Consider the following 20,324-nt stretch of genomic DNA (forward strand, 5'->3'; position numbering starts at 1 on the left):
GAAAAGCCCGTCCCTTGTATTTCAAGACTCTCGTGTCGCCTACCCTACAAGAATCATCCCTTGATTCATCAACTGAGGCTAAAGAGTTAACTCCTCTATTTCCTCAACAAAATTAGCAATCTGAATAGTTGGTATCAAATTTTTCAAAATTAATTGTTCGTGGCAAGCTTGAGCTAATTCCGCAATGCTGGGACTAGCAATAAACTGTTCAATTGGCAGTTCAATCTTTAAATTGGTGACAATGTGATTTCTGAGACTCACAGCCATCAGAGAATCGATGCCCATACTATTAAGTGGCTTTTGGACATCAACTTGAACAGCTTCACACTCTAAGGCTTGGACAACTTGTGCTTGAATGTAAGTGCTTAATAAATCGGTGCGTTGGCTATTTGCCGCTACTGACCATTGCTTTATAATATCAATCTGAGAACCGTTGGATATAACCGCACTAGAGGCTTGGGCAGTATTAGATTCTCCTAATCTATCTTGCCGTGAGGCTTCTGATTCCTGCCAGTAACGCTGTCGTTGCCACGGATAGGATGGCAAACGCACAAAACAACCACCATGAGGATAAAGAGCGTTCCAATCAATTGAATCTTCTAGGGTATAGCGCTCTGCTAAGGAATTCAATATCTGAGCGCGTTCAGTAGCAAAATTTAGAATTTTGAATTGAGGACTTCTCCCCTGCCCCTCTGCTCCTCGGTCACTGAGCTTGTCCTGAGCGTAGCCGAAGGGCGTAGCCGTTGGCGTTCGCGTTAGCGTCTCTGAAAGAGAAGCCTCTCGTAGAGAAGTGCTGCCCCTCTGCTCCCCCTGTTGCTCTACATAGCCAGAAAACATCGAGGGGCGGCTTTCTTGTGCGAGAAAAGCCATTAAATGCTCGGTGAGTTGTTTCTTAGAATCAACCACCATTGCCAAACGGTAGGAGTGATGGCTACGGCGCAGACTAGTTGTATAGCAAATGTCTGCCAATAAAATTGCCGCGTCATCCTGGGCAGTAAAAAACTCAATATAAGCTTTAGCAAAGGCTTTCAAAGCCTCTGGAGTACGAGCTGACATTAAAAAAATTTGTGGTTGATTAGCGATCGCAGTATCAATTGGCAAGGATTCTACACCTTGCAGAATCACATGAACATTCGTGCCCCCCAGACCAAAACCATTCACACTCACGATCGGTGGTTGATTATCCTTATTTGTTAGTGGTTCGAGAGATTGTGCCACGCGCAACCGCAGTTCCTCCCAAGGAATTTTGGGATTGGGGGTTTGAAAATGCAGATTGGGTGGAATCTGACGATGGCTAACTGCTAGCGCTGCTTTAATGAGTCCACCAATGCCGGCAGCCGCTTCCATGTGTCCAATATTTGTTTTCACAGATCCGATGGCGCATTCATTGCCCAAAGAGCGATCACTGCCGATGACAGCCCCGATCGCTTTGGCTTCAATCTCATCCCCCATCGGTGAACCGGAGCCTTGAGTTTCTACATACTGCACCTGCTGAGGGAGAATTCCTGCCCGCTGATAGGCTTTTTCCATGACTACCTGCTGCGCCAAAGTTTCGGGGGCTGTAAAACTGCTGCCGCGACCATTCTGGTTGACAGCACTACTGCGGATCGTTGCATAAATAGCATCACCGTCAGCTAGGGCATGAGATAGCGGCTTCAGAACAACAACCCCCACCCCTTCAGCCCGGACAAAACCATCTGCTGCGGCATCAAAACTCTTGCAACGACCATCCGCAGACAGCAAAAATGCCTTACTCATGGCGATGCTGATTTCTGGTTTGAAGATGACATTGACCCCACCGAGCGAGGGCAAGGCTACATTCACCATTCCAGAGACTAGAGCAAGCAAAGTGAACGGCGACTAATGACGAGGCACAGCCAGCGTCAATCGGCAGACTGGGGCCTGTGAAGTCAAAGCAATAGGAAATGCGATTTGGTACCAAGTTGAGGTTTGAGCTAACTATGGTATGGGCATTGATCGCATCACGATTGCGCTCATCCATTTGAATGTAACTGTAATCTCGGTTAAGTACCCCAATAAAAACCCCGGTATCGCTGCCAGCCAGATGTTCCGGTGCTTGCCCAGCATCTTCTAGCGCCTCCCACGCCGTTTCTAACAAGAGTCGTTGTTGAGGGTCAATCCGAGCCGCCTCAGCGCTGGAAATCCCAAAGAATTTGGCATCAAACTGGTCTATTTGGTCGAGAAACCCACCCCAACGGCTGTACATTTTACCTGGTTCTACCGGATCGGGATGATAAAATTTGTTGACGTTCCAGCGATCGCTAGGAATTTCTGTAATTGCATCCCTGCCATTTTGCAACAGGTTCCAGAAGCCAGCTGGGCTTTGGACACCTCCAGGAAAGCGACAACCAATACCAACAATTGCAATGGGTTCTGGAATCATAAGCTATTAACTCTTGTGTGAATCTCAGGTAAAACCTGAACGCTCAGCTTCAAAGTCAATAGCTCTGGCAGTCAGGTAAAACATATACATTGTTGTCAGCCAGTTGGTAAACTCCTGCTTAGAACCTAAATGCCGCTCCATATTCAGCATAATCCAGCCAATCTGCGACCAGGTTTGATAACAGGTTGAGCAATCGGGATGTTCGCTGGTGCAGCATGTCCTGGTTGATTTGGCATCAGGATTGTAAGCACGAAAGTGGAGATTATAGGGTTTACCATTTTGGAATCGGGCTGCATTCTCTGGGCGATTTTCACTGATGCAAGGACAGACATCATAGCCCCAGGTTTCATCGTACATTTGCCCTGTAGTAAACACTTGATTCATGTATGAAGTCATCAAGATACGATCGGGATAGCGGGCAATCATCCGGTCGATTTCATGACGCACATCTGCAAACCCGCGATCGTCATCATAAACACCCCCTAACCCCGCTTTATCCCCGTAAAAGTTAAATATTACAAAGTTACCGTTCTCGACACATTGTTCAACAACTCGTTCGATTTCATGGGCATTACCAGCAGTGGTGGTGTAGTACCAAAAGACTCGGCGATCGTCTTTGTAATTTTTGAGAGCCTTGCTGAAAACATCTAATTTGCCTCCTCCGCGTAGCTTTTTATCGGTTTCGCGATCGCCCCAAAGAGAAACACTGATTGTTATATTTTCAAACCCCTCATAAGGGATTTTGATCATCCCGTTTGTGACGACAATCATCCAAAAATTTTGCGCCAGCTTTCGCAATCGATCTAGCATTAGGGTAGGCTCACCTCCAACTGCTGTAATGTAGTTAGTGCCTCTAGCTTTTTCTTGTGCAATTAAAGCCTCAAATTCAGCATCGTCTTTAGGTGCTGCATTTTGATCCAAGTCGTCGGTGAAAAAACAACAACCCTCACACCGCAGATTACATAGATGAGTTAAGTCTACAGAGATTCCTTTAATGGCACCCGCTTTTCTAACCTGGGTGAATAGGTGATGTAGAAAGGGGTCTTCTAAATACTCCATTAAGGGATCTTGTACCTCGGTTTCTATTACCTGAGTAGCCATAGCAATTTATTTCCTTTGCGAAAAACCGAGCAATGATGATTAACAATTTACTCGTTGATGAATTTCCGGCAAAAGTTGCACACCGGATTCAAAGTCAACCATGCGGCACATCAAGTAAAACAGGTATGTCGTAGTCAGCCAGTTAGTAAATTCTTGTTTGGAACCGAGGTGTCGTTCCAAATTGATCATGATCCAACCAACCTGCGCCCAAGTTTGGTAACAGGTTGAGCAATCTTGATTATCACCTGTGCAACAACGCCGAGTTGATTTCAGATCGGGATTGTAAGCGCGATAATGGGGGTTATAACGTTTACCATTTTTAATCCGGTTGTGATTAATTTCATGATCTACAGTGAGGCTGGTGCAAACTTCATAACCCCAGGTTTCATCGTAAAGTTGCCGAGTGGTAAACACTTTGCTCATGTACGAAGTCATTAAAATTTTGTCAGGGTAGCGAGCGATCGCTTTGTCAATTTCACCTCGTACATGTTCAAACCCCAGATTGTGATCGTAAACTCCTCCTAAGTCAATGCGATCGCTGTAAAAGTTAAACAAGACGCGATTACCGTTGGCTACGCACTGCTCGACAACGCTAGCGATTTCATGGGCGTTACCCGGTGTGGTAGTGTAATGCCAAATAGCACGCGGATCGTCTTTGTAATTTTTTAAAGCTTTGCTAAAAACATCGAGTTTACCACCCCCTCGGAGTGTTTTGTCAGTTTCGCGATCGCCCCAAAGAGAAATAGCGATCGGCATTGTTTCAAACCCCTCATAAGGAATTTTGATCAGAGCGTTGGTAACAACCATTAATCGAAAATTCTGGTAAAGCTTCTGCAATCGCTCTAGCATCAGGCTGGGTTCTCCTCCAACCACTGTAATAAAATTTGTTCCTCTGCTCTTTTCGTGGTCAATAAATGTATCAAATTCGGCTTCATTTTTGGGTGCTTTGAATTGATCCAATTCATCTAAAAAGAAATAGCATCCCTGACATCGAAGATTGCACGCATGGGTTAAATCAACTGATATTCCTCTAATTTGTTCAGCTTTTTTGATTTGTTTAAAAAGGTAATTTAAAAATGGATCTTCTAAGTATTCTATTAATGAATCTTGGACATCGGACTCGACAACTTGAGTAACCATTTCCACCTGCTTTTATAAAAAGGATTGGGGATTGTGTAAATAGCAGAAAATCCTCCTTGCTTCAATCCCACGTTTTTAAGCGTGGGTTCCTCCTGCTTTATGCCTGGTTGTTGAGCGACTTACCCTGACTTGTACTGAGCGTAGTCGAAGTAGCGGAATCGTTGGCGTGGTCACTGAGCGTAGTCGAAGTGCAGCCTCTCGTAGAGAAGGGAGTAGAAACACTGCTTCCTGCCTCCTTCACCGATCGCCCTTTTATTGCGTAACTTTAACTTCTTGAGAAGCTTCATCTTTAAACTTGGCAAACAATTCCACCAAGTCATTGATTGTCTTAAAGCTAGAAACTTCTGTTCTGGGAATTTTTATTTTGAGTTCTCGCATACAAGCAGAAACAATTTCTACGCCGTCAAGACTGCTGGCTCCATATTCTCCGATGGTTTTATGCGGATCTATTTCAACATTTTCTACTCCATCTACGTTGAGCTTGATATGTTTAATTACGACATTTAATACTTGCTCTCGATCCATGATGTTTTGTCTCCTATCTTGAAAATTTACAAACAAAATTTAGGCTAAATAGGCCGCTTCGATGTGTGCTAATGTCCCTGGAACCCCAAAACAGATTTTGTGCATTAGGTGTTCGCGGGACAATGCTGCTTGGAGCGCTTGACGCCGGGGTAATGACAGGGTGTCTTTTACCATCTCCAAAACATGTCTGGGTTTTTCGGCAATTCTCCGTGCCATATCCAAGGCTAAAGTCATAACTTCCTCAGACTGAACTATGTAGTTAAATAAACCTCGTCCCTTGAGTTCTTTGCCTTTGTAGAGCTTGGCGGTGAGGAGCATCTCGCTAGCGAAGTGATGCCCAACCATTGCAGGTAAGACAGATAAGATACCCATTCCGGGAGTAAATCCCAAATCTGTAAAATTAACTCCGTACCGACTGTTTTCGGATGCGATCGCCATATCGCAGTAGAGTGCTAACGCTAGTCCACCTCCCACAGCATGACCCTGCAAAGCTGCAATAATTGGTACGGGAAAGCTAAGTAGTTGGTTGGGCAGTGATAAATCTTTGACATCTGCATTGCCACTCACAACTTGTTTGATGGTGTCCAAGCTTGCTCCCGCACAAAAGACATCCGATCGCCCACTCAAAATCAAGACTTTCAGGCTCGGTTCTGTCGCTAGATGAGTCAGGGCTGTCATTAATTCATCACATAGTTCTTCGCTCAAACGATTTTCGTTTTCAGGGTCATCGATTTGCAGTTGCAAGATGCCGTCTTCTAAATTGGTGAGCAGAATTTTAGACATGGGTTTTTCCCCTGTACTTTTGAAACCAAGGTGGCGAGAATCCCTCGGTGAAACTTTGAATTCCTTCTAAGACCTCCGGTTGTGCTAACCATGAAACAAGTTGATTCAGGGCAATATTGGTTTGTCGTTGCAAATCTGATCCATAAAGTTGTTCAAAATATTGTTTACTGGCAGCGATCGCTTCTGGAGAAGAACGAAATAGCCGTTGTAATTGTCGGTTCAAGGTGGTAGCCATGCCTTCAGTTGCAACTTCATCCACTAACCCAAATGCCTTGGCTTCTAGGCTGTCAATTCCCCGACTGCTAAGGGTTAAATACTTGAGCTGTGCTATGGTCAGACGACGCAGTAAGAAGGGTGCAATCAGAGCCGGAATCATGCCAATGATGACTTCTGGCAACATAAATATTGCGTTCTCGTTGGCAATAACGAGATCGCAAGCCGCAACTAAACCTAGTCCTCCACCTGTAACATTACCTTCAACACAGGCGATTACGGGTAAGTGAGAATAGCAAATCAGTTGCAGACAATTTATAAAGGCTTGAAACAGTTCTATTTGAGGTCTTCCTCCCTGCTGTAATATCCATTCCAAGTCAAGTCCTTTGCAGAAGTCAGTTCCCTCAGCCCGAAGCACGATCGCCCGACAAGATGAATCAGCGATCGCAGCTTGTAACGCTTGACTAAGTTGATTAATTAAAGATGAATTGAGCGCATTACCTGTTTGGGGCTGCACCAAGGCAATCTGGGCAACTCCTGAATCGATTTTATAGCGGATGGTCTCTACTATTAACTCCATTTATATTGCCTATAGTAATTTTCAACATTGCTTAACACAAGTAAACTTTGGCCTCGATAGCGTTTTTCATAGCGTTCATCTAAATAGTTTTCTAAATTAAAGTCCCGGCGATCGCTATATTTTTCACGCGTCAATTCACTAGCTTCATAATCTGCAACAGATAAACGAAGTCGCTGATTGAGATGTTCGTCAATATTGAGCGATCGGACAATTTCAGTTGCAGCCTTTCCAATAGTGGCGCTGTAGAATTCTGCTTGGCAGCCACCACCATAAGCAAACAAAGAAATGCGATCGCCCGGATTAAGATCCTTGGCATAATTCAAAAGACTTAACAAACAAATAAAATTGGAACCTCCATAGGAACTACCAATTTGTTGAGCAAAATGTATACTCTCTGCAACTTTTGATTGAAAACTTAACTTAGCAGCCGCTTTCCCTACCGCCTCAAATCGGTTGAGTATGGTGCGATGTGCCTGAAACGTCATTGCTGGAAAGGGTGCATGATAAATGTGTTTTTTGAAATCAGCATCATAGTCTACAGAACCCGCGATTTGCTCGTAGTGACTGAATGCTCCCTCCAAAGCATCTAAATAAGAGTAAAGACTCGTTTCACTTTTGATCACTTCGGTGTTGAAAGTGGGGCGCAGATAGTCAGAAATCTCCTTTGTCCAGTAACCCGCCTTATCTAGTTCAATTTCGAGAATTTGTGGATTAGTACTAACGAGCATCGCCACTGCACCACCTCCGCAGATAAACTCCTGATCGCTATTGAGCGTGACGCTGCTGAAGTCCGTATTAATTACCAATGCCTTTTTTCCAGGTCTAGCCCCTGAAGCTACCCACGAAGCGGCCATTTTGAATGCCGCAGTGCCACCGTAACAAGCATGTTTCACCTCGAAGTTACGGCAATTAGGAGACAAATTACAAAACCGATGTACCCAGGTAGACAGGGATTTGCCACAATCAACCGCAGATTCGGTACCCACAATTAATAGTTCAATGTCTTCTAAGTCTTGAGGTGATAAGAGTTGTTTGGCTGCGTTCACCGCCAGAGTAATAGCATCTTCATAGACCGGATAAACCGATCGCGTTTTGCACATTAAACTATCGGCAATCTGCTGGAAGTTTTTACCACGCGCTTCGGCAAGATCGGCAATATCTAGATAGAACTGCCCTGAGTAAAGATTAAGTTTCTCAATTCCTATAGGCATAGAGCGTCAGTTATAAGCTGTGCATTACTATTTAACTTCTAAAATTTACGTAAAAATTCTCTAAAACTCTTATTCCTCCGTGCCCTCTGCGTCCTCTGTGGTTCGATTTTCCCTTACCTCTGCGTAAGCCTTAATTCCAAAAGAATCATTCCAACAGCGTTGGCGCTGGAAAGGATAAGTGGGCAGAGCAACTCGTTGTCTGGGAGAATCTCGATGAAATTCCGACCAATTAATGTTTATACCCTTCTTATATAAAGTAGCCAAACTGTCGAGCAGCGATCGCCAGTCATCGCGTTCTTGTCTTAAAGAAGACAACCAAGTGGCAGTGTTTTTCGGTAGACAGCGCTTACCCATACTTGCCAGAGTATCTGTTGGGCCAATTTCCAGAAAAATCTTATACCCCGCCTCTGCTAAAGTCTGGATACCTCCATCAAAACGCACCGAGCGATCGCAGTTGGGAGCGCCAGTAGTTAGCATCTAGTACCCCTGCCTCAAATTCTCCCGAAAGATGAGAGATAAACGGTAGACAAGGTGGATGAAACTGCATTTGCTTCAAAGTTTGCTCAAAGGCATTTTGAATGGGGTCTACTAAGGGTGAGTGAAAGGCGTGGGCAACATTCAACTCGCGAGTCATAATGAAATCGGATTCCAGACGGGCAATTGCTGCTGCAACCGCTTGTCTATCGCCCGCAATCACAGTTTGAGTAGAGGCCGTTAAAGGCCGCAATGGCAACAGCATCCTGGTAAGATGCGATCGCCTCTTCTACAATCTCCTTAGCTGCAAACACCGCCACCATTTGCCCTTCTCTGGGCTGCGTTGCCATCAGTCGTCCCGGTTCGGCGCTCAAGTACAGCCCTTCCTCCAAGCTGAATACACCTGTCACGCAAGCAGCTACATACTCTCCGACGCTATGACCCATCACCGCATCGGGTTCAATGCCCCATGACTGCCACAATTTCACTAAGGCATACTCTACGGCAAATAGAGCAGGTTGGGCATAGGCAGTTTCATCTAGAAGATGAGGCACTAAGTTTCTTTCCCTTTCCCCTTTCCCCTTTCCCCCTTCCCCTAATGGATACAGTACTTCCAGCAGTGGCCGATCCAAATAAGAGCGTAAGATGCGATCGCATTCGTCTAAGGCAGCACGGAAAATAGGTTGGCTGTTGTAAAGTTCCCATCCCATACCAACGTATTGCGAACCCTGTCCAGCGAACAGAAATGCAATCTTCGGTCTATTCTCCGGCTGTAGCCGTTCTGTCGTCTGTTGGCTAGTGGCGAATGTCCTCAGTTCGGAGATTAAATCAGGTAAATCGCCTGATGAAATGACGGCATGACGATGATTAAAATGCGATCGACCGATATTAGTTGTGAAACAGATATCGGGAATCGATTGAGCAGCATAGTTTAGAAAACTATCTGCATAGCAACTTGCTAGTTCCCGTAACGCTGTCTCAGTTTTTGCCGAAAGCGTCAACAGCGATTTAACCTGCTCCCCTGCCCCCCCGGTTACTGAGCGTAGTCGAAGTATGCTCCCCTGCTCCCCTGCTCCCCGGTCACTGAGCGTAGTCGAAGTGCTGCCCTCCTCTGCTGCTTCCAGTACTACATGAGCATTAGTACCGCCAAAACCAAAAGAATTAACGCCAGCAAACCGAGGCTTGATATCTATCGGGCGATCGATTGTAGGAATTAAAAATGGTGTTGACTTGATGTCAATATGGGGATTGATGGTTTTGAAATGGGGATGAGGGGGAATTTCTCCTTGTTGCAAACAGAGGATAGTTTTGATAAATGCGGCAATTCCACCAGCAGCTTCTAGGTTGCCAATATTAGTTTTCACAGAACCGAGTCCGCAGGGTTGGTCAAGGGTTCGTCCCTGTCCTAGTACCCCCAAGATTGCTTGTAGTTCAATGGCATCACCCATTGGAGTACCCGTACCATGTGCCTCAACATAGTCAATTTCATGGGATGCCACCTTGGCATTTGCCAGTGCTTGCCGAATCACTGCTTGTTGAGCCAACCCATTTGGTGCAGTTAGGCCAACACTGCGGCCGTTATGATTTACGGCGGTTCCCCGCAGTAACGCTAGAATGCGATCGCCATCTTTGACTGCATCTGAAAGACGCTTCAGGATAACTATCCCACATCCTTCTCCTCGAACGTAGCCATCGGCTGTAGCATCAAAGCTTTTGCAGCGTCCATCAGATGACATCATGCCAGCCTGGGAAAAGGTAATATTCACCTCCGGTAACAACATAATATTCACGCCGCCCACCAATGCGAGATTTGACTCTCGATGCCGCAGACTTTGGCAAGCGGTATGAATGGCAACCAGGGACGACGAACAAGCTGTATCGATTGTGACGCTAGGGCCTCGCACATCCAAAAAGTAGGACAGGCGATTTGCCGCCATACTATTGGCAATACCGGTACCGGCTCTCGTGGGAATTGCGGTCATGGCTTTGTAATAATCACAAGTGGCAATTCCCATAAACACACCAGTCTGAGAACCAGCCAATTGTAAGGGGTCGTATCCAGCGTTTTCTAATGCCTCCCAACTTACTTCTAATAGCAGCCGTTGTTGGGGGTCAATACTAGCTGCTTCGCTCGTGGAAATTCCGAAAAAGCCGGGATCGAATTGATTGATATTTGCTAAAAAGCCACCCCAACGGGTGTTAGTTTTGTCATAACTACTTAAATCAGGATCGTAGTAAGCATCTACATCCCAGCGATCGCTAGGAACTTCGGCGATCGCATCACCACCATTTTTGCATAACAGCCATAACTCCTCTGGAGAGTTAACTCCTCCAGGAAAGCGGCAACCAATACCGATGACTGCAATGGGTTCAGTTGCAGCATGTTCGAGAGTATTCAGCTTTGCTTGGAGGGCTGATAGCTCCAGCAATGCGTTCTGCATCAATTGTCCATAATCTCTGGTTTCGGAAGGACGACTCATAGCAGTTTTCCCTCTCTGATTGATGCTAGTTTTGCAGCCAGCAAATCTGCAATTTCGTCAAGCGATTGCTCCGGCGATGACAATCTCACTCTCTTTTCTTCTAATGATGATTCTTCCAGTAAGGCTTGTTGCTGGAAATTCTCTGAGTTAAAGGCAGCCTCCTGGGTTGATGCTTGTGGATCTAAGTGCGACAACACTTGCGTTTCCAGATAATTCGCCAACGCTGCCACCGTCGGGTAATCAAATAGTGTGGTTGGGGAAAGGGAACAGCCTAAACTATTTTGCAATTGCTCTTTCAACTCCGTAGCAGTTAATGAATCCATCCCTAATTCAAAGAAACCTTGCTGCAAACCGATGGACTGGGGTTGCTTTAAGCCTAAAACTTTGGCTACTAATGAGCGGAGATGAGTAATTAATTCCTCCTGTCGCACTCGTGGAGGCTTGGCTATTAGCGATTGGAGAAATATTGATTGTGCCGTGTTGATGGTGGCAGGAATGGGCGATGGAAGATGATTAGACTTCTCGCATAAGTCGGGAAAAGGGGAAGGTGGGGTCCCCTCTGGGGATAAGGGGCGGGGGGGAAAGGGTAAAGGTTTTGTATTGTCCCCTTCCCCTTCCCCTTTAACCTTTTCCCTTTTCCCAACTCTTGCAAAAGTGTTTTTTGCAAGAAGTCTATTGTGGTTAACTGGGTTATCGGTGCTGATGCTCTGAGCCAAGATGACAACCTGTTGGAATGAATCACCAATCGCCTCGCAATCAGGCGCAAGATGCACAGCCTCTTGAAACCCACAATCAGACAACAATTCCAGCCAGTCAGTCACCGCTAACAAAGGGTAGAATGGTCGCAACTCGTAGTCTGAGAATTTCCACCACCCTGGCGTTAATCCAAAGACCAAATCTAACCAACGTCGGGGACTTGTTCCCTCCAGCAACACTAATAATCCTCCTGGTGCTAATAAGCTGCGAACGTGTCGTAAGGTTTGCTGTAGATCCTCAGTTGCGTGCAGGACATTTGCTGCCACAATGATGTCGTATTGATGGTTAGTAAATCCCTGCGATTGGGGGTCTTGTTCGATGTCTAAAGACTGATAGCAAATAAATGGGTAATCTCGGAATTTCTCTTGAGCCTTAGCAGTGAACCATGTTCCTAAGTCTGTGAACACATATTCAGTCCGATCTGCTGGGAGATGAGGTAGGAGGTAAGCAGTTGTTCCGCCAGTTCCGGCTCCAATTTCCAAAATACGCACTGTATCAGTAGAAATCGCGGTTGAGATTGCCTTTTGGACTAGTGCGTTCATCACCTTTGCGCCGGGGGAATCCTGGTAAAGCTGGGTTAATGCTGTCAAATCGCCTTGGGGAAATAGCAACTCCAGTGGGCGAGTTTCACCTTGGAGTACTTGAGCCAGGTGCGAACCGCAACGCTCTAGCAGTGTCAGTTCTGCATTTGCTTGGGGATATTGCGATCGCAACTTATTTAGTTGCGCTTGTGGTGTCGGTAACTCTAGTATTCGAGTTACTTCCCACTGATTACCAATTCGCTGAAGAATCCCTTCTTCAACCAGCATTTCCAACAGGCGCAGTGCGAGTTTCTGATGTTGCTCGATGACTCCTAGTTTGGTGAGTTGGGGAATGGAATAGCGATCGCCTAGCTGCAAACTCCACCCCATCTGCCGGAATGCCGCTACCACATAAGGAATACTCAGTGATTCCAAAGTACTTAGAGCTTCCCCATAGTTTTTTAGACTCAGTTGGGCTGTCAATTCAGCCAACTGGGGTACGAGCAAATGCTTGATTTCTGCTGGCGAACAGAGCGATTCTCTAGCAGTCACGTTATTAGATGCAGTTTCCATCCAGAAGCGCGATCGCTCAAAGGGATAATTGGGCAATATTACCCGACGATGTTGAGAGCCATGATGAAAGCCTACCCAATCAACTGATATTCCAGACTCGTACAAAGTTGCCAAACTGGACAACATCTGCTGAGAATTCAATTCCTTTTTGAGGCTGGGAAGCCACACATACTCGTTACTCGGTAAGCATTGGCGACCCATTCCCAACAAAATCGGTTGCGGCCCTACTTCCAAATACGCTAAGGCTCCCAGTTCTGCTAGAGTTGCCATCCCATCAGCAAACCGGACTGGCTGGATCACATGTTGCACCCAATATTCAGGCGTGGCGATCTCTGCTTTTGCTAGTTGACTAGGTGAGATTAGAAATAAAGCGAATATCGGGGTTTGGCGGATAGTAGTTTATTTGCCGAACAATTTGTTCAAACTCCGCCAGCATGGGTTGCATCAATGGCGAATGAAAAGCATGGGAAACCTCAAGTGGTTTTGTCTTCACTCCCTTTGCTTCTAACCTGGCCACAGCCGATGTAATAGATTGATATCCACCTGAGATGATCAGATGTGCGCCGTTCATTGCTGCGATCGCCAAATCTGAATACTCATCAATAATGCTCGATACTTCTTGCAACTGGGCAAAAACCGCTACCATTGCTCCTACAGACGGTAACGCTTGCATCAGTCTTCCCCGTGCGGCAATCAACTTCAGTCCATCTTCTAGACTAAACACTCCTGCTACACAAGCAGCAACATACTCGCCGATGCTGTGTCCCATCACCACACTCGGTTTGATTCCCCAGGACTGCCATAGCTTAGACAATGCATATTCCAATGCAAATAAAGCAGGTTGAGTATAAGCAGTTTCATTAATAGAGGCTTGAGTTGTGTTGTCTAACTCACTTATAGGATATAGAACCTCTAATAGAGGTTGATTTAAGTATGGCTGCAAGATTTCAGCACAGCGTTCTATGGCTTGCCGGAAAACGGGTTGCGTGTTGTAAATTTCCCGCCCCATACCGATATATTGCGAACCTTGTCCAGTGAACAGGAAAGCAACTCCCTGACAACGATCGCCTGTTCTAGAAGGTGAATTATAAATGAACGCTGCGAGTTCCTCGCAAAATTCCTCAGAGGATTCTGCAACCAGAGCTAGTCGATGGTTAAAATGCGATCGCCCCACATTGCTCGTATAACAAATATCCCCCAGAGCTACTTCTGAATGAAACTCCAAAAACGCCACATACCGCCGAACTAATTCCCGTAACGCTATTTCACTTTTTGCCGAAATTGTCAATAGCAATTTGCCGTGAAAATCTACTCCCCAGCTTTCCAGCTCCCCAGCTCTCCCTGCTCCCTGCCCCCTGCCCCCTGCCCCCCTACTCTCCCTCGGCCCTTCCTCCAAAACAACATGGGCATTCGTACCGCCAAAGCCAAAGGAACTTACTCCTGCAAAACGTTGCTCCCCAAAACCAGTCCACTTCTGAGTGTCGCTAGGAATTGAAAAAGGCGTGTCTTGGATGGTAATCTTCGGATTTAGCTCCTTGAGATGAAGCGTACCGGGAATCTCTTCATGTTGCAAAGCCAGTACAACTTTTATTAACCCTGCAATTCCCGCTGCTGATTCTAAATGACCGATATTAGTCTTTACCGAACCGATCGCACAAGGTTGGTTTGGGGAACGACCTGACATCAACACTGATTGCAACGAGTTAACTTCAATCGGGTCGCCCAAAGCTGTACCTGTCCCATGAGCTTCCACATAGCTAATGGCTGCTAGGTGCGACTCCAGCATTCACAAGCGCCTGATGGATAACACCTTGTTGGGCAATTCCTCTAGGAGCAGTCAATCCATTACTGTGACCATCCTGATTGACTGCCGAGCCGCGAATCAGCGCCAGGATATTATCCCCGTCGTTGATCGCATCAGTCAAACGCTTCAGCACTACAATCCCACAACCTTCTCCCCGGACATAACCATCTGCATCCGCATCAAAGGTTTTACAGCGACCATCCCCCGACATGAATCTTGCTTGGGAGAGGGCGATTGTCATTTGGGGGGTGAGAATTAAATTAACACCACCTGCCAAAGCCAAGTCACATTCCCCTAAACGCAAACTCTGACAAGCCTGGTGAACTGCAACCAAAGATGAAGAACAGGCAGTATCGACAGCCCAACTGGGCCCGTGCCAATCGAACTGATAGGATAGGCGGTTAGCGGCAATACTCAGAGCGTTGCCTGTGCTGGCATAGATATCAATATCAGACAACCGCTCAAACTGGAATCGAGCATAGTCATTGGTACTGATGCCGATAAATACACCACTGTTGCTGCCTGTCAAGCGATCGCTTGCTAATCCAGCATTTTCTAAAGCTTGCCAACTCACTTCTAGTAATAGCCTTTGCTGCGGGTCCATCCGCTCGGCTTCACGAGGAGAAATGCCAAAAAATTGGGGATCGAATTGGTCAACTTGCTCGATAAATCCACCCCAACGAGTACTCATTTTCCCTGGTTGGGCAGGGATGGGGTTATAGAAAAGATGAGAATCCCAACGATTGGCGGGAATTTGCTCAATGGCACTTTTACCATTGCGTAGTAATTGCCAAAAGGCTTCTGGGTTATTAGCTCCGGGAAAGCGGCAGTCAAGGCCAATAATCGCGATCGCCTCGACAGATTTAAGATTACGTGTAGGTTGTGGAGATTCTCGCCGTTGGGATAAAGTTTCTGTGAGATAGGCTGATAGAGTTGCGATCGTCGGGTAATCGTAAGCCAAAGTAGGCAACAACTGACAACCTAACCAATCCTCTAAATCTGCCGACAGGCTGACTGCGGCAATAGAATCCAACCCATAGTAAGCAAACGATTCACGCGGATCTATTGATTGGGGTGCAATGTTTTGTCGCTGAGCAATCTTATTTACCAACCAATCTTGAATTTCCGCCGCTCCCTTTTCTCCAGACTTGCGACTTCTCAATTCCCCCTGCTCCCCTGCTCCCCCTACTCCTCGGTCACTGAGCGTAGCCGAAGTGCTACCCCCCTGCTCCCCTGCCTTCCTCCACTCTCCCACCACTTCCAAAGTCCCCGCCAAAAATCCTGCGCGAGTGGCATAGCGCTGAATCTTCCCACTAGAAGTCTTGGGGATACTGACTGGCTTCAACAGCAAGACGGCATAAACTTCTAATTCGTGCTGTGTTGTGACTGCTTGTCGGATGGAGCCAATTACTTCACTTGCATCAAGCTTCCGCATAGCAGTTCGCTCGACTTCACACGCCACAACGAGTTGCTCTTCACCGTCTACCTCGATCGTAAATGCGGCTACTCCCTGCGTTCCCAAAGCCGAATGACTATTTGTAACTGTGAGTTCAATGTCTTGAGGATAATGATTATGTCCTCGAATAATAATTAAATCCTTGAGTCTTCCGGTGATAAATAGCTCGTCATTTTGCAAAAAGCCTAAGTCTCCCGTGCGGAGAAACGGGCCTTCTCCTGTATCTGCTAAATAGGCTGCAAATGTATGTTTTGTTTCTTCAAGTCGCTGCCAATAGCCTTGGGTGATACTTGCTCCTGCGACCCAAATTTCGCCAACTTCATCGGGTAAACATCGCGTCAACAATTCAGGATGAACGATCGCTATTTGTGTATCGCCTTGCCTGTGATTGCCACATCCAACCAAAAGCCGCACATTGGGATGGTCTGCTGTTGCTGACACTACTCGATTTTGTGTCAGCGCGGTTGCCTCAACCTTGCTAATAATCGGCTCGGCTTGTGTTTGCACGGCAGTTACTTTCAATGTTGCCTCAGCGAGTCCGTAACCCGGACAGAAAGCTGTTGCTTGAAACCCACAAGAAGCAAATGCTTTGGCAAACTGTTCCAACGTTTCTGCTTTGACTGGTTCAGCAGCATTTAAAGCCATCTGCCAACAACTGAGATTCAGGCTGGCACGTTGTTCTGGGGTAATTTTACGAATGCACAGATCGTAGGCGAAGTTTGGCGCACTAGTATGTGTTGCTTGATAGTGAGAAATAGCTTGGAGCCAGCGAATGGGACGCGCAATAAAGGCTACAGGTGGCATGATGTAACAAGGGAATCCCTTGTACAAGGGTTGGAGTACTCCATAAATCAGCCCCATATCGTGAAAGAATGGAATCCACGTCACCATGACGCTATCGGATGTGTGTTCCCAACCGTGATCCAGATAGGCTAAATTGTGCAACAGATTACTGTGACTTACCATCACCCCTTTGGGCGTTCCCGTGGAACCGGAGGTGTATTGCAGAAACGCTAAAGTCTTTCCATTGATATTAGGTGCTTTCCATTCCTGTGCGATTGCCTCAGAAATCACATCGCTGGCTAAGACTTTTAGAGATGCTAGTTCTGGATTGTCTGCAAAGTAGTTCTTAACGATTGGCAATAGTGCTGTTGTTGTCAGGATAGCAGTTGCTTGGGCGTCGGAAACGATCGCACCCAACCTAGCAATCGACTGATTTTGCCGAGGCGGATAAGCAGGAATCGCGATCAAACCAGCATATAAGCAGCCGAAAAAGGCACTAATAAATTCTAAACCAGGTGGGTAGAGTAGGAGTACGCGATCGCCTGGCTTTGCAAATGTTTGCAAGTAGGTAGCGATCGCCCTTGCCAGTTTATCCAGTGCTCCATAGGTGAGTCTACTTCCCTCAGATTCACCATCTACCAAAAAGGTATAGCCTAGCGTCTGAGGTTGGTGAATAGCTCTGTAGCGCAATACGTCTACTAGCGTCTCACTAGTATGTTGTTTTTCCATGCATGGCTACTCCTATAAACCTGGAAATTGTTCAGATCGCTAATCTCTAGCACATTGACAAGCCAACATCTGCAATTAAATGAAGGTATTGAACATTCATCAGACTGATGAAGCCATCAGTTTGATAAATCTTGGTGTTCTCCGAAAAATCTTGGTGTTCTCCGAAAAATCTTGGTGTTCTCCGAAAAATCTTGGTATTCTCCGAGAAAATCTTGGTATTGTTCAGGATACCAAGATTTCACTCTTCACGCACAAATTTTATAAATTCTCAACTATTTAAGGGATGACTTTTACATGAAAATAACTTAATAGTTAGCGCCGGAGACTTGTAATATTTCTACCTATTAGCAGATACATTGAATCAGTTGAGGATTGCCATGCTAAATCTTACCCCTATAATAAAGCGACAGGTTCATTCATGATCCAACAATCTGATGAAGAGAATGGCATAGCAGAGAATCAACAGCTAATTGAGGAACTGAAGTCTCTGCGGCGAGAGGTAGCTGAATTAAAAACAGAAAAAGCTGCTTTCCAAGCTCAAAAAAAGCTGCTGGAGCATTCAGTAGCGACAATCATCCGTGCTTCACCCGAAGAAGAGATGTTGAAAGCTACTTTACAAGACACGTTAGATGTTTGTAGTCAGCTTACTGGTGCCCAAAAAGGCAGTCTGTTTTTACTCGATCGCCAGGGTGCTGTCACCGATAGTATTCTCACGCAAAGGGAGACAGCACTGAAGGAGCGCGATCGCCTGATTGGTTGCGTTTTAGCACAGGGGCTTGCTAGGTTGGGTATACAGACAGCGCCAGATCGGATTGATCGTAGACACTGAGACCGACGATCGTTGGTTGCAGTTGCCCAATCAGCCTTACACTGTACGTTCAGCATTAGCTGTTCCCATTCTCAGGAATGAAGAGGTCTTAGGTATTCTTACCTTGCTACACCAAGAACCGGGGCACTTTAGCCTAGAAATTGCCCATCTGATGCAGCTCACTGCTGACCAAATCGCGATAGTTTTAGAAAATGCCCAGCTCTATGGGAAAATTGAAACCTATTCCAAAGCGCTCAACTACGAATTAGAAAAAGGGCGGCAAATCCAAAGAGATTTTCTACCCAACGAAATCCCACAGCTACCTAATTTAGAGATTGCCACGTTTTTCTCTCCTGCGCGTCAAGTTGCTGGAGACTTCTACGACGTTTTTATGCTACCTGGTGACTACTTGGGGCTAGTTATTGCTGATGTCGCCGACAAAGGTGTAGGTGCTGCATTATTTATGGCTTTGTTTCGGAGCTTAATCCGTATTTTTTCTGGACAAATTAGTTTGGGCGGACTCTCTATTATTGCCAATGAGGAGGAATTATCGATTTTACTGGAGTCAGAGATGGCAACCAATTTATACCAAATTAACCCCCTGAAAGCAGTAGCGCTCACGAATAACTACATCGCCCAACAGCACGCCCAGATGAGTATGTTTGCCACGCTGTTTTTTGGCGTGCTAGATCCGGCAACTGGCATTCTCACCTACATCAATGGTGGACACGAAACTCTGTTTGTTGTTGGTGAGGCTGGTATCAAAGCCAGTCTCAACTCAACCGGGCCAGCGGTAGGGATGATGCCTAATATGAAATTTAAAATTCAACAAGTACAGTTGGAACCAGGCGATATCTTAATTGGCTATACCGATGGGGTAACTGAGGCACGCAGCCCCAGCGGTAAGTTTTTTACTGAAAAGCGACTGCGATCGCTCCTAGATCAATCTGCACTTTTGCCATCTCCACTGCTAGAGCGCATTACAACTGATTTGTTCGCTCACATCAGCACTGCACCTCAGTTTGATGACATCACAATGCTGATTGTGCAGAGAAAGGCATCAGACTAAAATTTCAACCTTTCACTCACTCCCAATCCGTAAAATATGGAACCTTTAACTGTGCCTGGAACACTAGACTCTTTAAAGGCGATCGCAGAATATGTGATGGCAGCAGCAATGGTAGCAGGTTTGAATAAAAAAACCTCCTATAGACTGCGTTTGGCGGTCGATGAAATCGCTACAAACATCATTAATTACGGTTATCAGGCAGCAAATCGCCAAGGCATATTGATTTTAAAAGCCGATCTTGATGATCGCTCCTTGACCATTACGATTAAAGATACTGGTGTTCCCTTCAACCCTACCCAGAAGTTAACTCCAAATGATTTGAACAAGTCGCTACAGCAACGACAGATTGGCGGTTTGGGAGTTTATCTAGCTCTGAAGAGCGTAGATCGGTTTATTTACCAACAAGACGGAAACCAAAATTGTAATATTTTAATTGTGAATCGTGACGATGGATTGGGAATCAGTTAAGTAAGTTCGCAGGAATATTAATTATTAAAAACAAAGAATAATGAACTTAACAGGATACAAGGGACTTCCAAGAAATAAATTATCCATTTTGTGGGGTGGGCAACATGAGCGCCCTAAATCTGGGACGGGTGGGGACACCCATCCCACAAGAAAATTTGGGATGTTTTTTTATTTGCAAGTCCCCAACAACAAGAGTTACAAGTTAATTTATTTTTATTTACATAGTTTTGTTTTTCGATACCGTTGCACTTAAAACTGAGTGATTATTGTCCAAAAATCTTCCTAAAACTTGCTAGCAAATATTTACAAAGCTTTAAGCCCAATCCTTCCAGATTCTCTTTTAACGTCACTTGTTACAAATGGTCACGAAGTTAGTGACTACAAAAAAATTTCATGTATTCTCAATATTCACAAGGTAGCGAACTTGAACAGCAAATATGTCAAAA

The 20,324-nt window shown here is 45.7% G+C and carries 16 protein-coding genes and 1 pseudogene; 3 read left to right on the plus strand and 14 right to left on the minus strand.

Translation table 11 applies throughout. The features are described from left to right. Positions 1 to 78: 78 nt before the first annotated feature. The 14 genes and pseudogenes from QUD05_RS33990 to QUD05_RS10785 form a co-directional block, all read right to left on the minus strand. Positions 79 to 870, minus strand: coding sequence for an acyl carrier protein (locus QUD05_RS33990; protein ID WP_502911428.1), 792 nt, complete (start codon positions 868 to 870; stop codon positions 79 to 81). Next, positions 865 to 2,404: pseudogene (locus tag QUD05_RS33995) on the minus strand (type I polyketide synthase); the annotation flags it as partial. The gene QUD05_RS33990 and the pseudogene QUD05_RS33995, both read right to left, overlap by 6 nt. A 24-nt stretch (positions 2,405 to 2,428) precedes the next feature. Further along, a complete protein-coding gene (locus QUD05_RS10730; protein WP_289796020.1) occupies positions 2,429 to 3,505 on the minus strand; it encodes a radical SAM protein in 1,077 nt (358 codons plus the stop codon). A 39-nt stretch (positions 3,506 to 3,544) separates the two neighbouring features. Next, positions 3,545 to 4,645, minus strand: coding sequence for a radical SAM protein (locus tag QUD05_RS10735; protein ID WP_289796021.1), 1,101 nt, complete (start codon positions 4,643 to 4,645; stop codon positions 3,545 to 3,547). Between the two features lie 252 nt (positions 4,646 to 4,897). Further along, complete coding sequence (locus QUD05_RS10740) at positions 4,898 to 5,170, minus strand: phosphopantetheine-binding protein (RefSeq protein ID WP_289796022.1); 273 nt, start codon at positions 5,168 to 5,170, stop codon at positions 4,898 to 4,900. 39 nt (positions 5,171 to 5,209) lie between these two features. Continuing rightward, positions 5,210 to 5,953 (minus strand): polyketide synthase, encoded by a 744-nt coding sequence (locus QUD05_RS10745; protein ID WP_289796023.1) that lies wholly within the window; start codon positions 5,951 to 5,953, stop codon positions 5,210 to 5,212. Then, entirely contained in the window at positions 5,946 to 6,746 is an 801-nt protein-coding gene (locus QUD05_RS10750) for an enoyl-CoA hydratase/isomerase family protein (protein ID WP_289796024.1), read from the minus strand. The genes QUD05_RS10745 and QUD05_RS10750 overlap by 8 nt, the downstream gene beginning before the upstream one ends. Next, positions 6,737 to 7,957: a hydroxymethylglutaryl-CoA synthase family protein gene (locus QUD05_RS10755; RefSeq protein ID WP_289796025.1), complete on the minus strand. Its 1,221-nt coding sequence runs from the start codon at positions 7,955 to 7,957 to the stop codon at positions 6,737 to 6,739. Before QUD05_RS10755 ends, QUD05_RS10750 begins: the two co-directional genes overlap by 10 nt. 69 nt (positions 7,958 to 8,026) lie before the next feature. Further along, positions 8,027 to 8,434, minus strand: coding sequence for a hypothetical protein (locus QUD05_RS10760; protein WP_289796026.1), 408 nt, complete (start codon positions 8,432 to 8,434; stop codon positions 8,027 to 8,029). Beyond that, positions 8,388 to 8,684: an acyltransferase domain-containing protein gene (locus tag QUD05_RS10765; protein ID WP_289796027.1), complete on the minus strand. Its 297-nt coding sequence runs from the start codon at positions 8,682 to 8,684 to the stop codon at positions 8,388 to 8,390. Before QUD05_RS10765 ends, QUD05_RS10760 begins: the two co-directional genes overlap by 47 nt. Further along, the gene (locus tag QUD05_RS10770) at positions 8,638 to 10,911 is read right to left on the minus strand and encodes a type I polyketide synthase (RefSeq protein ID WP_289796028.1); all 2,274 of its coding nucleotides are present in this window, start codon (positions 10,909 to 10,911) and stop codon (positions 8,638 to 8,640) included. Before QUD05_RS10770 ends, QUD05_RS10765 begins: the two co-directional genes overlap by 47 nt. Further along, complete coding sequence (locus QUD05_RS10775; RefSeq protein ID WP_289796029.1) at positions 10,908 to 13,070, minus strand: methyltransferase; 2,163 nt, start codon at positions 13,068 to 13,070, stop codon at positions 10,908 to 10,910. Before QUD05_RS10775 ends, QUD05_RS10770 begins: the two co-directional genes overlap by 4 nt. Before the next feature lie 40 nt (positions 13,071 to 13,110). Further along, positions 13,111 to 14,547, minus strand: a complete 1,437-nt coding sequence (locus tag QUD05_RS10780; protein WP_289796030.1) for a type I polyketide synthase — start codon at positions 14,545 to 14,547, stop codon at positions 13,111 to 13,113. Next, a complete protein-coding gene (locus QUD05_RS10785) occupies positions 14,519 to 17,533 on the minus strand; it encodes a beta-ketoacyl synthase N-terminal-like domain-containing protein (RefSeq protein ID WP_289796031.1) in 3,015 nt (1,004 codons plus the stop codon). The genes QUD05_RS10780 and QUD05_RS10785 overlap by 29 nt, the downstream gene beginning before the upstream one ends. A 418-nt stretch (positions 17,534 to 17,951) precedes the next feature. Here QUD05_RS10785 and QUD05_RS10790 point away from each other — a divergent pair, with 418 nt between their 5' ends. Genes QUD05_RS10790 through QUD05_RS10800 form a run of 3 tightly spaced genes read left to right on the plus strand, consistent with a single transcriptional unit; the run spans position 17,952 to position 19,878 of the window. After that, positions 17,952 to 18,362 (plus strand): hypothetical protein, encoded by a 411-nt coding sequence (locus QUD05_RS10790; protein WP_289796032.1) that lies wholly within the window; start codon positions 17,952 to 17,954, stop codon positions 18,360 to 18,362. Then, a complete protein-coding gene (locus QUD05_RS10795; RefSeq protein WP_289796033.1) occupies positions 18,346 to 19,410 on the plus strand; it encodes a PP2C family protein-serine/threonine phosphatase in 1,065 nt (354 codons plus the stop codon). The genes QUD05_RS10790 and QUD05_RS10795 overlap by 17 nt, the downstream gene beginning before the upstream one ends. Before the next feature lie 36 nt (positions 19,411 to 19,446). Further along, a complete protein-coding gene (locus QUD05_RS10800; protein ID WP_289796034.1) occupies positions 19,447 to 19,878 on the plus strand; it encodes an ATP-binding protein in 432 nt (143 codons plus the stop codon). The last annotated feature ends 446 nt before the right edge of the window (positions 19,879 to 20,324 follow it).

Source organism: Nostoc sp. GT001, from assembly GCF_030382115.1.
Lineage (GTDB): Bacteria > Cyanobacteriota > Cyanobacteriia > Cyanobacteriales > Nostocaceae > Nostoc.

Excerpts from the sequence above, each read along its gene's own strand:
- QUD05_RS33990 (WP_502911428.1), bottom strand. The coding sequence starts at position 870 with ATGGCTTTTCTCGCACAAGAAAGCCGCCCCTCGATGTTTTCTGGCTAT.
- QUD05_RS10730 (WP_289796020.1), bottom strand. The coding sequence starts at position 3,505 with ATGGCTACTCAGGTAATAGAAACCGAGGTACAAGATCCCTTAATGGAG.
- QUD05_RS10735 (WP_289796021.1), bottom strand. The coding sequence starts at position 4,645 with ATGGTTACTCAAGTTGTCGAGTCCGATGTCCAAGATTCATTAATAGAA.
- QUD05_RS10740 (WP_289796022.1), bottom strand. The coding sequence starts at position 5,170 with ATGGATCGAGAGCAAGTATTAAATGTCGTAATTAAACATATCAAGCTC.
- QUD05_RS10745 (WP_289796023.1), bottom strand. The coding sequence starts at position 5,953 with ATGTCTAAAATTCTGCTCACCAATTTAGAAGACGGCATCTTGCAACTG.
- QUD05_RS10750 (WP_289796024.1), bottom strand. The coding sequence starts at position 6,746 with ATGGAGTTAATAGTAGAGACCATCCGCTATAAAATCGATTCAGGAGTT.
- QUD05_RS10755 (WP_289796025.1), bottom strand. The coding sequence starts at position 7,957 with ATGCCTATAGGAATTGAGAAACTTAATCTTTACTCAGGGCAGTTCTAT.
- QUD05_RS10760 (WP_289796026.1), bottom strand. The coding sequence starts at position 8,434 with ATGCTAACTACTGGCGCTCCCAACTGCGATCGCTCGGTGCGTTTTGAT.
- QUD05_RS10770 (WP_289796028.1), bottom strand. The coding sequence starts at position 10,911 with ATGAGTCGTCCTTCCGAAACCAGAGATTATGGACAATTGATGCAGAAC.
- QUD05_RS10780 (WP_289796030.1), bottom strand. The coding sequence starts at position 14,547 with ATGCTGGAGTCGCACCTAGCAGCCATTAGCTATGTGGAAGCTCATGGG.
- QUD05_RS10785 (WP_289796031.1), bottom strand. The coding sequence starts at position 17,533 with ATGGAAAAACAACATACTAGTGAGACGCTAGTAGACGTATTGCGCTAC.
- QUD05_RS10790 (WP_289796032.1), top strand. The coding sequence starts at position 17,952 with ATGATCCAACAATCTGATGAAGAGAATGGCATAGCAGAGAATCAACAG.
- QUD05_RS10800 (WP_289796034.1), top strand. The coding sequence starts at position 19,447 with ATGGAACCTTTAACTGTGCCTGGAACACTAGACTCTTTAAAGGCGATC.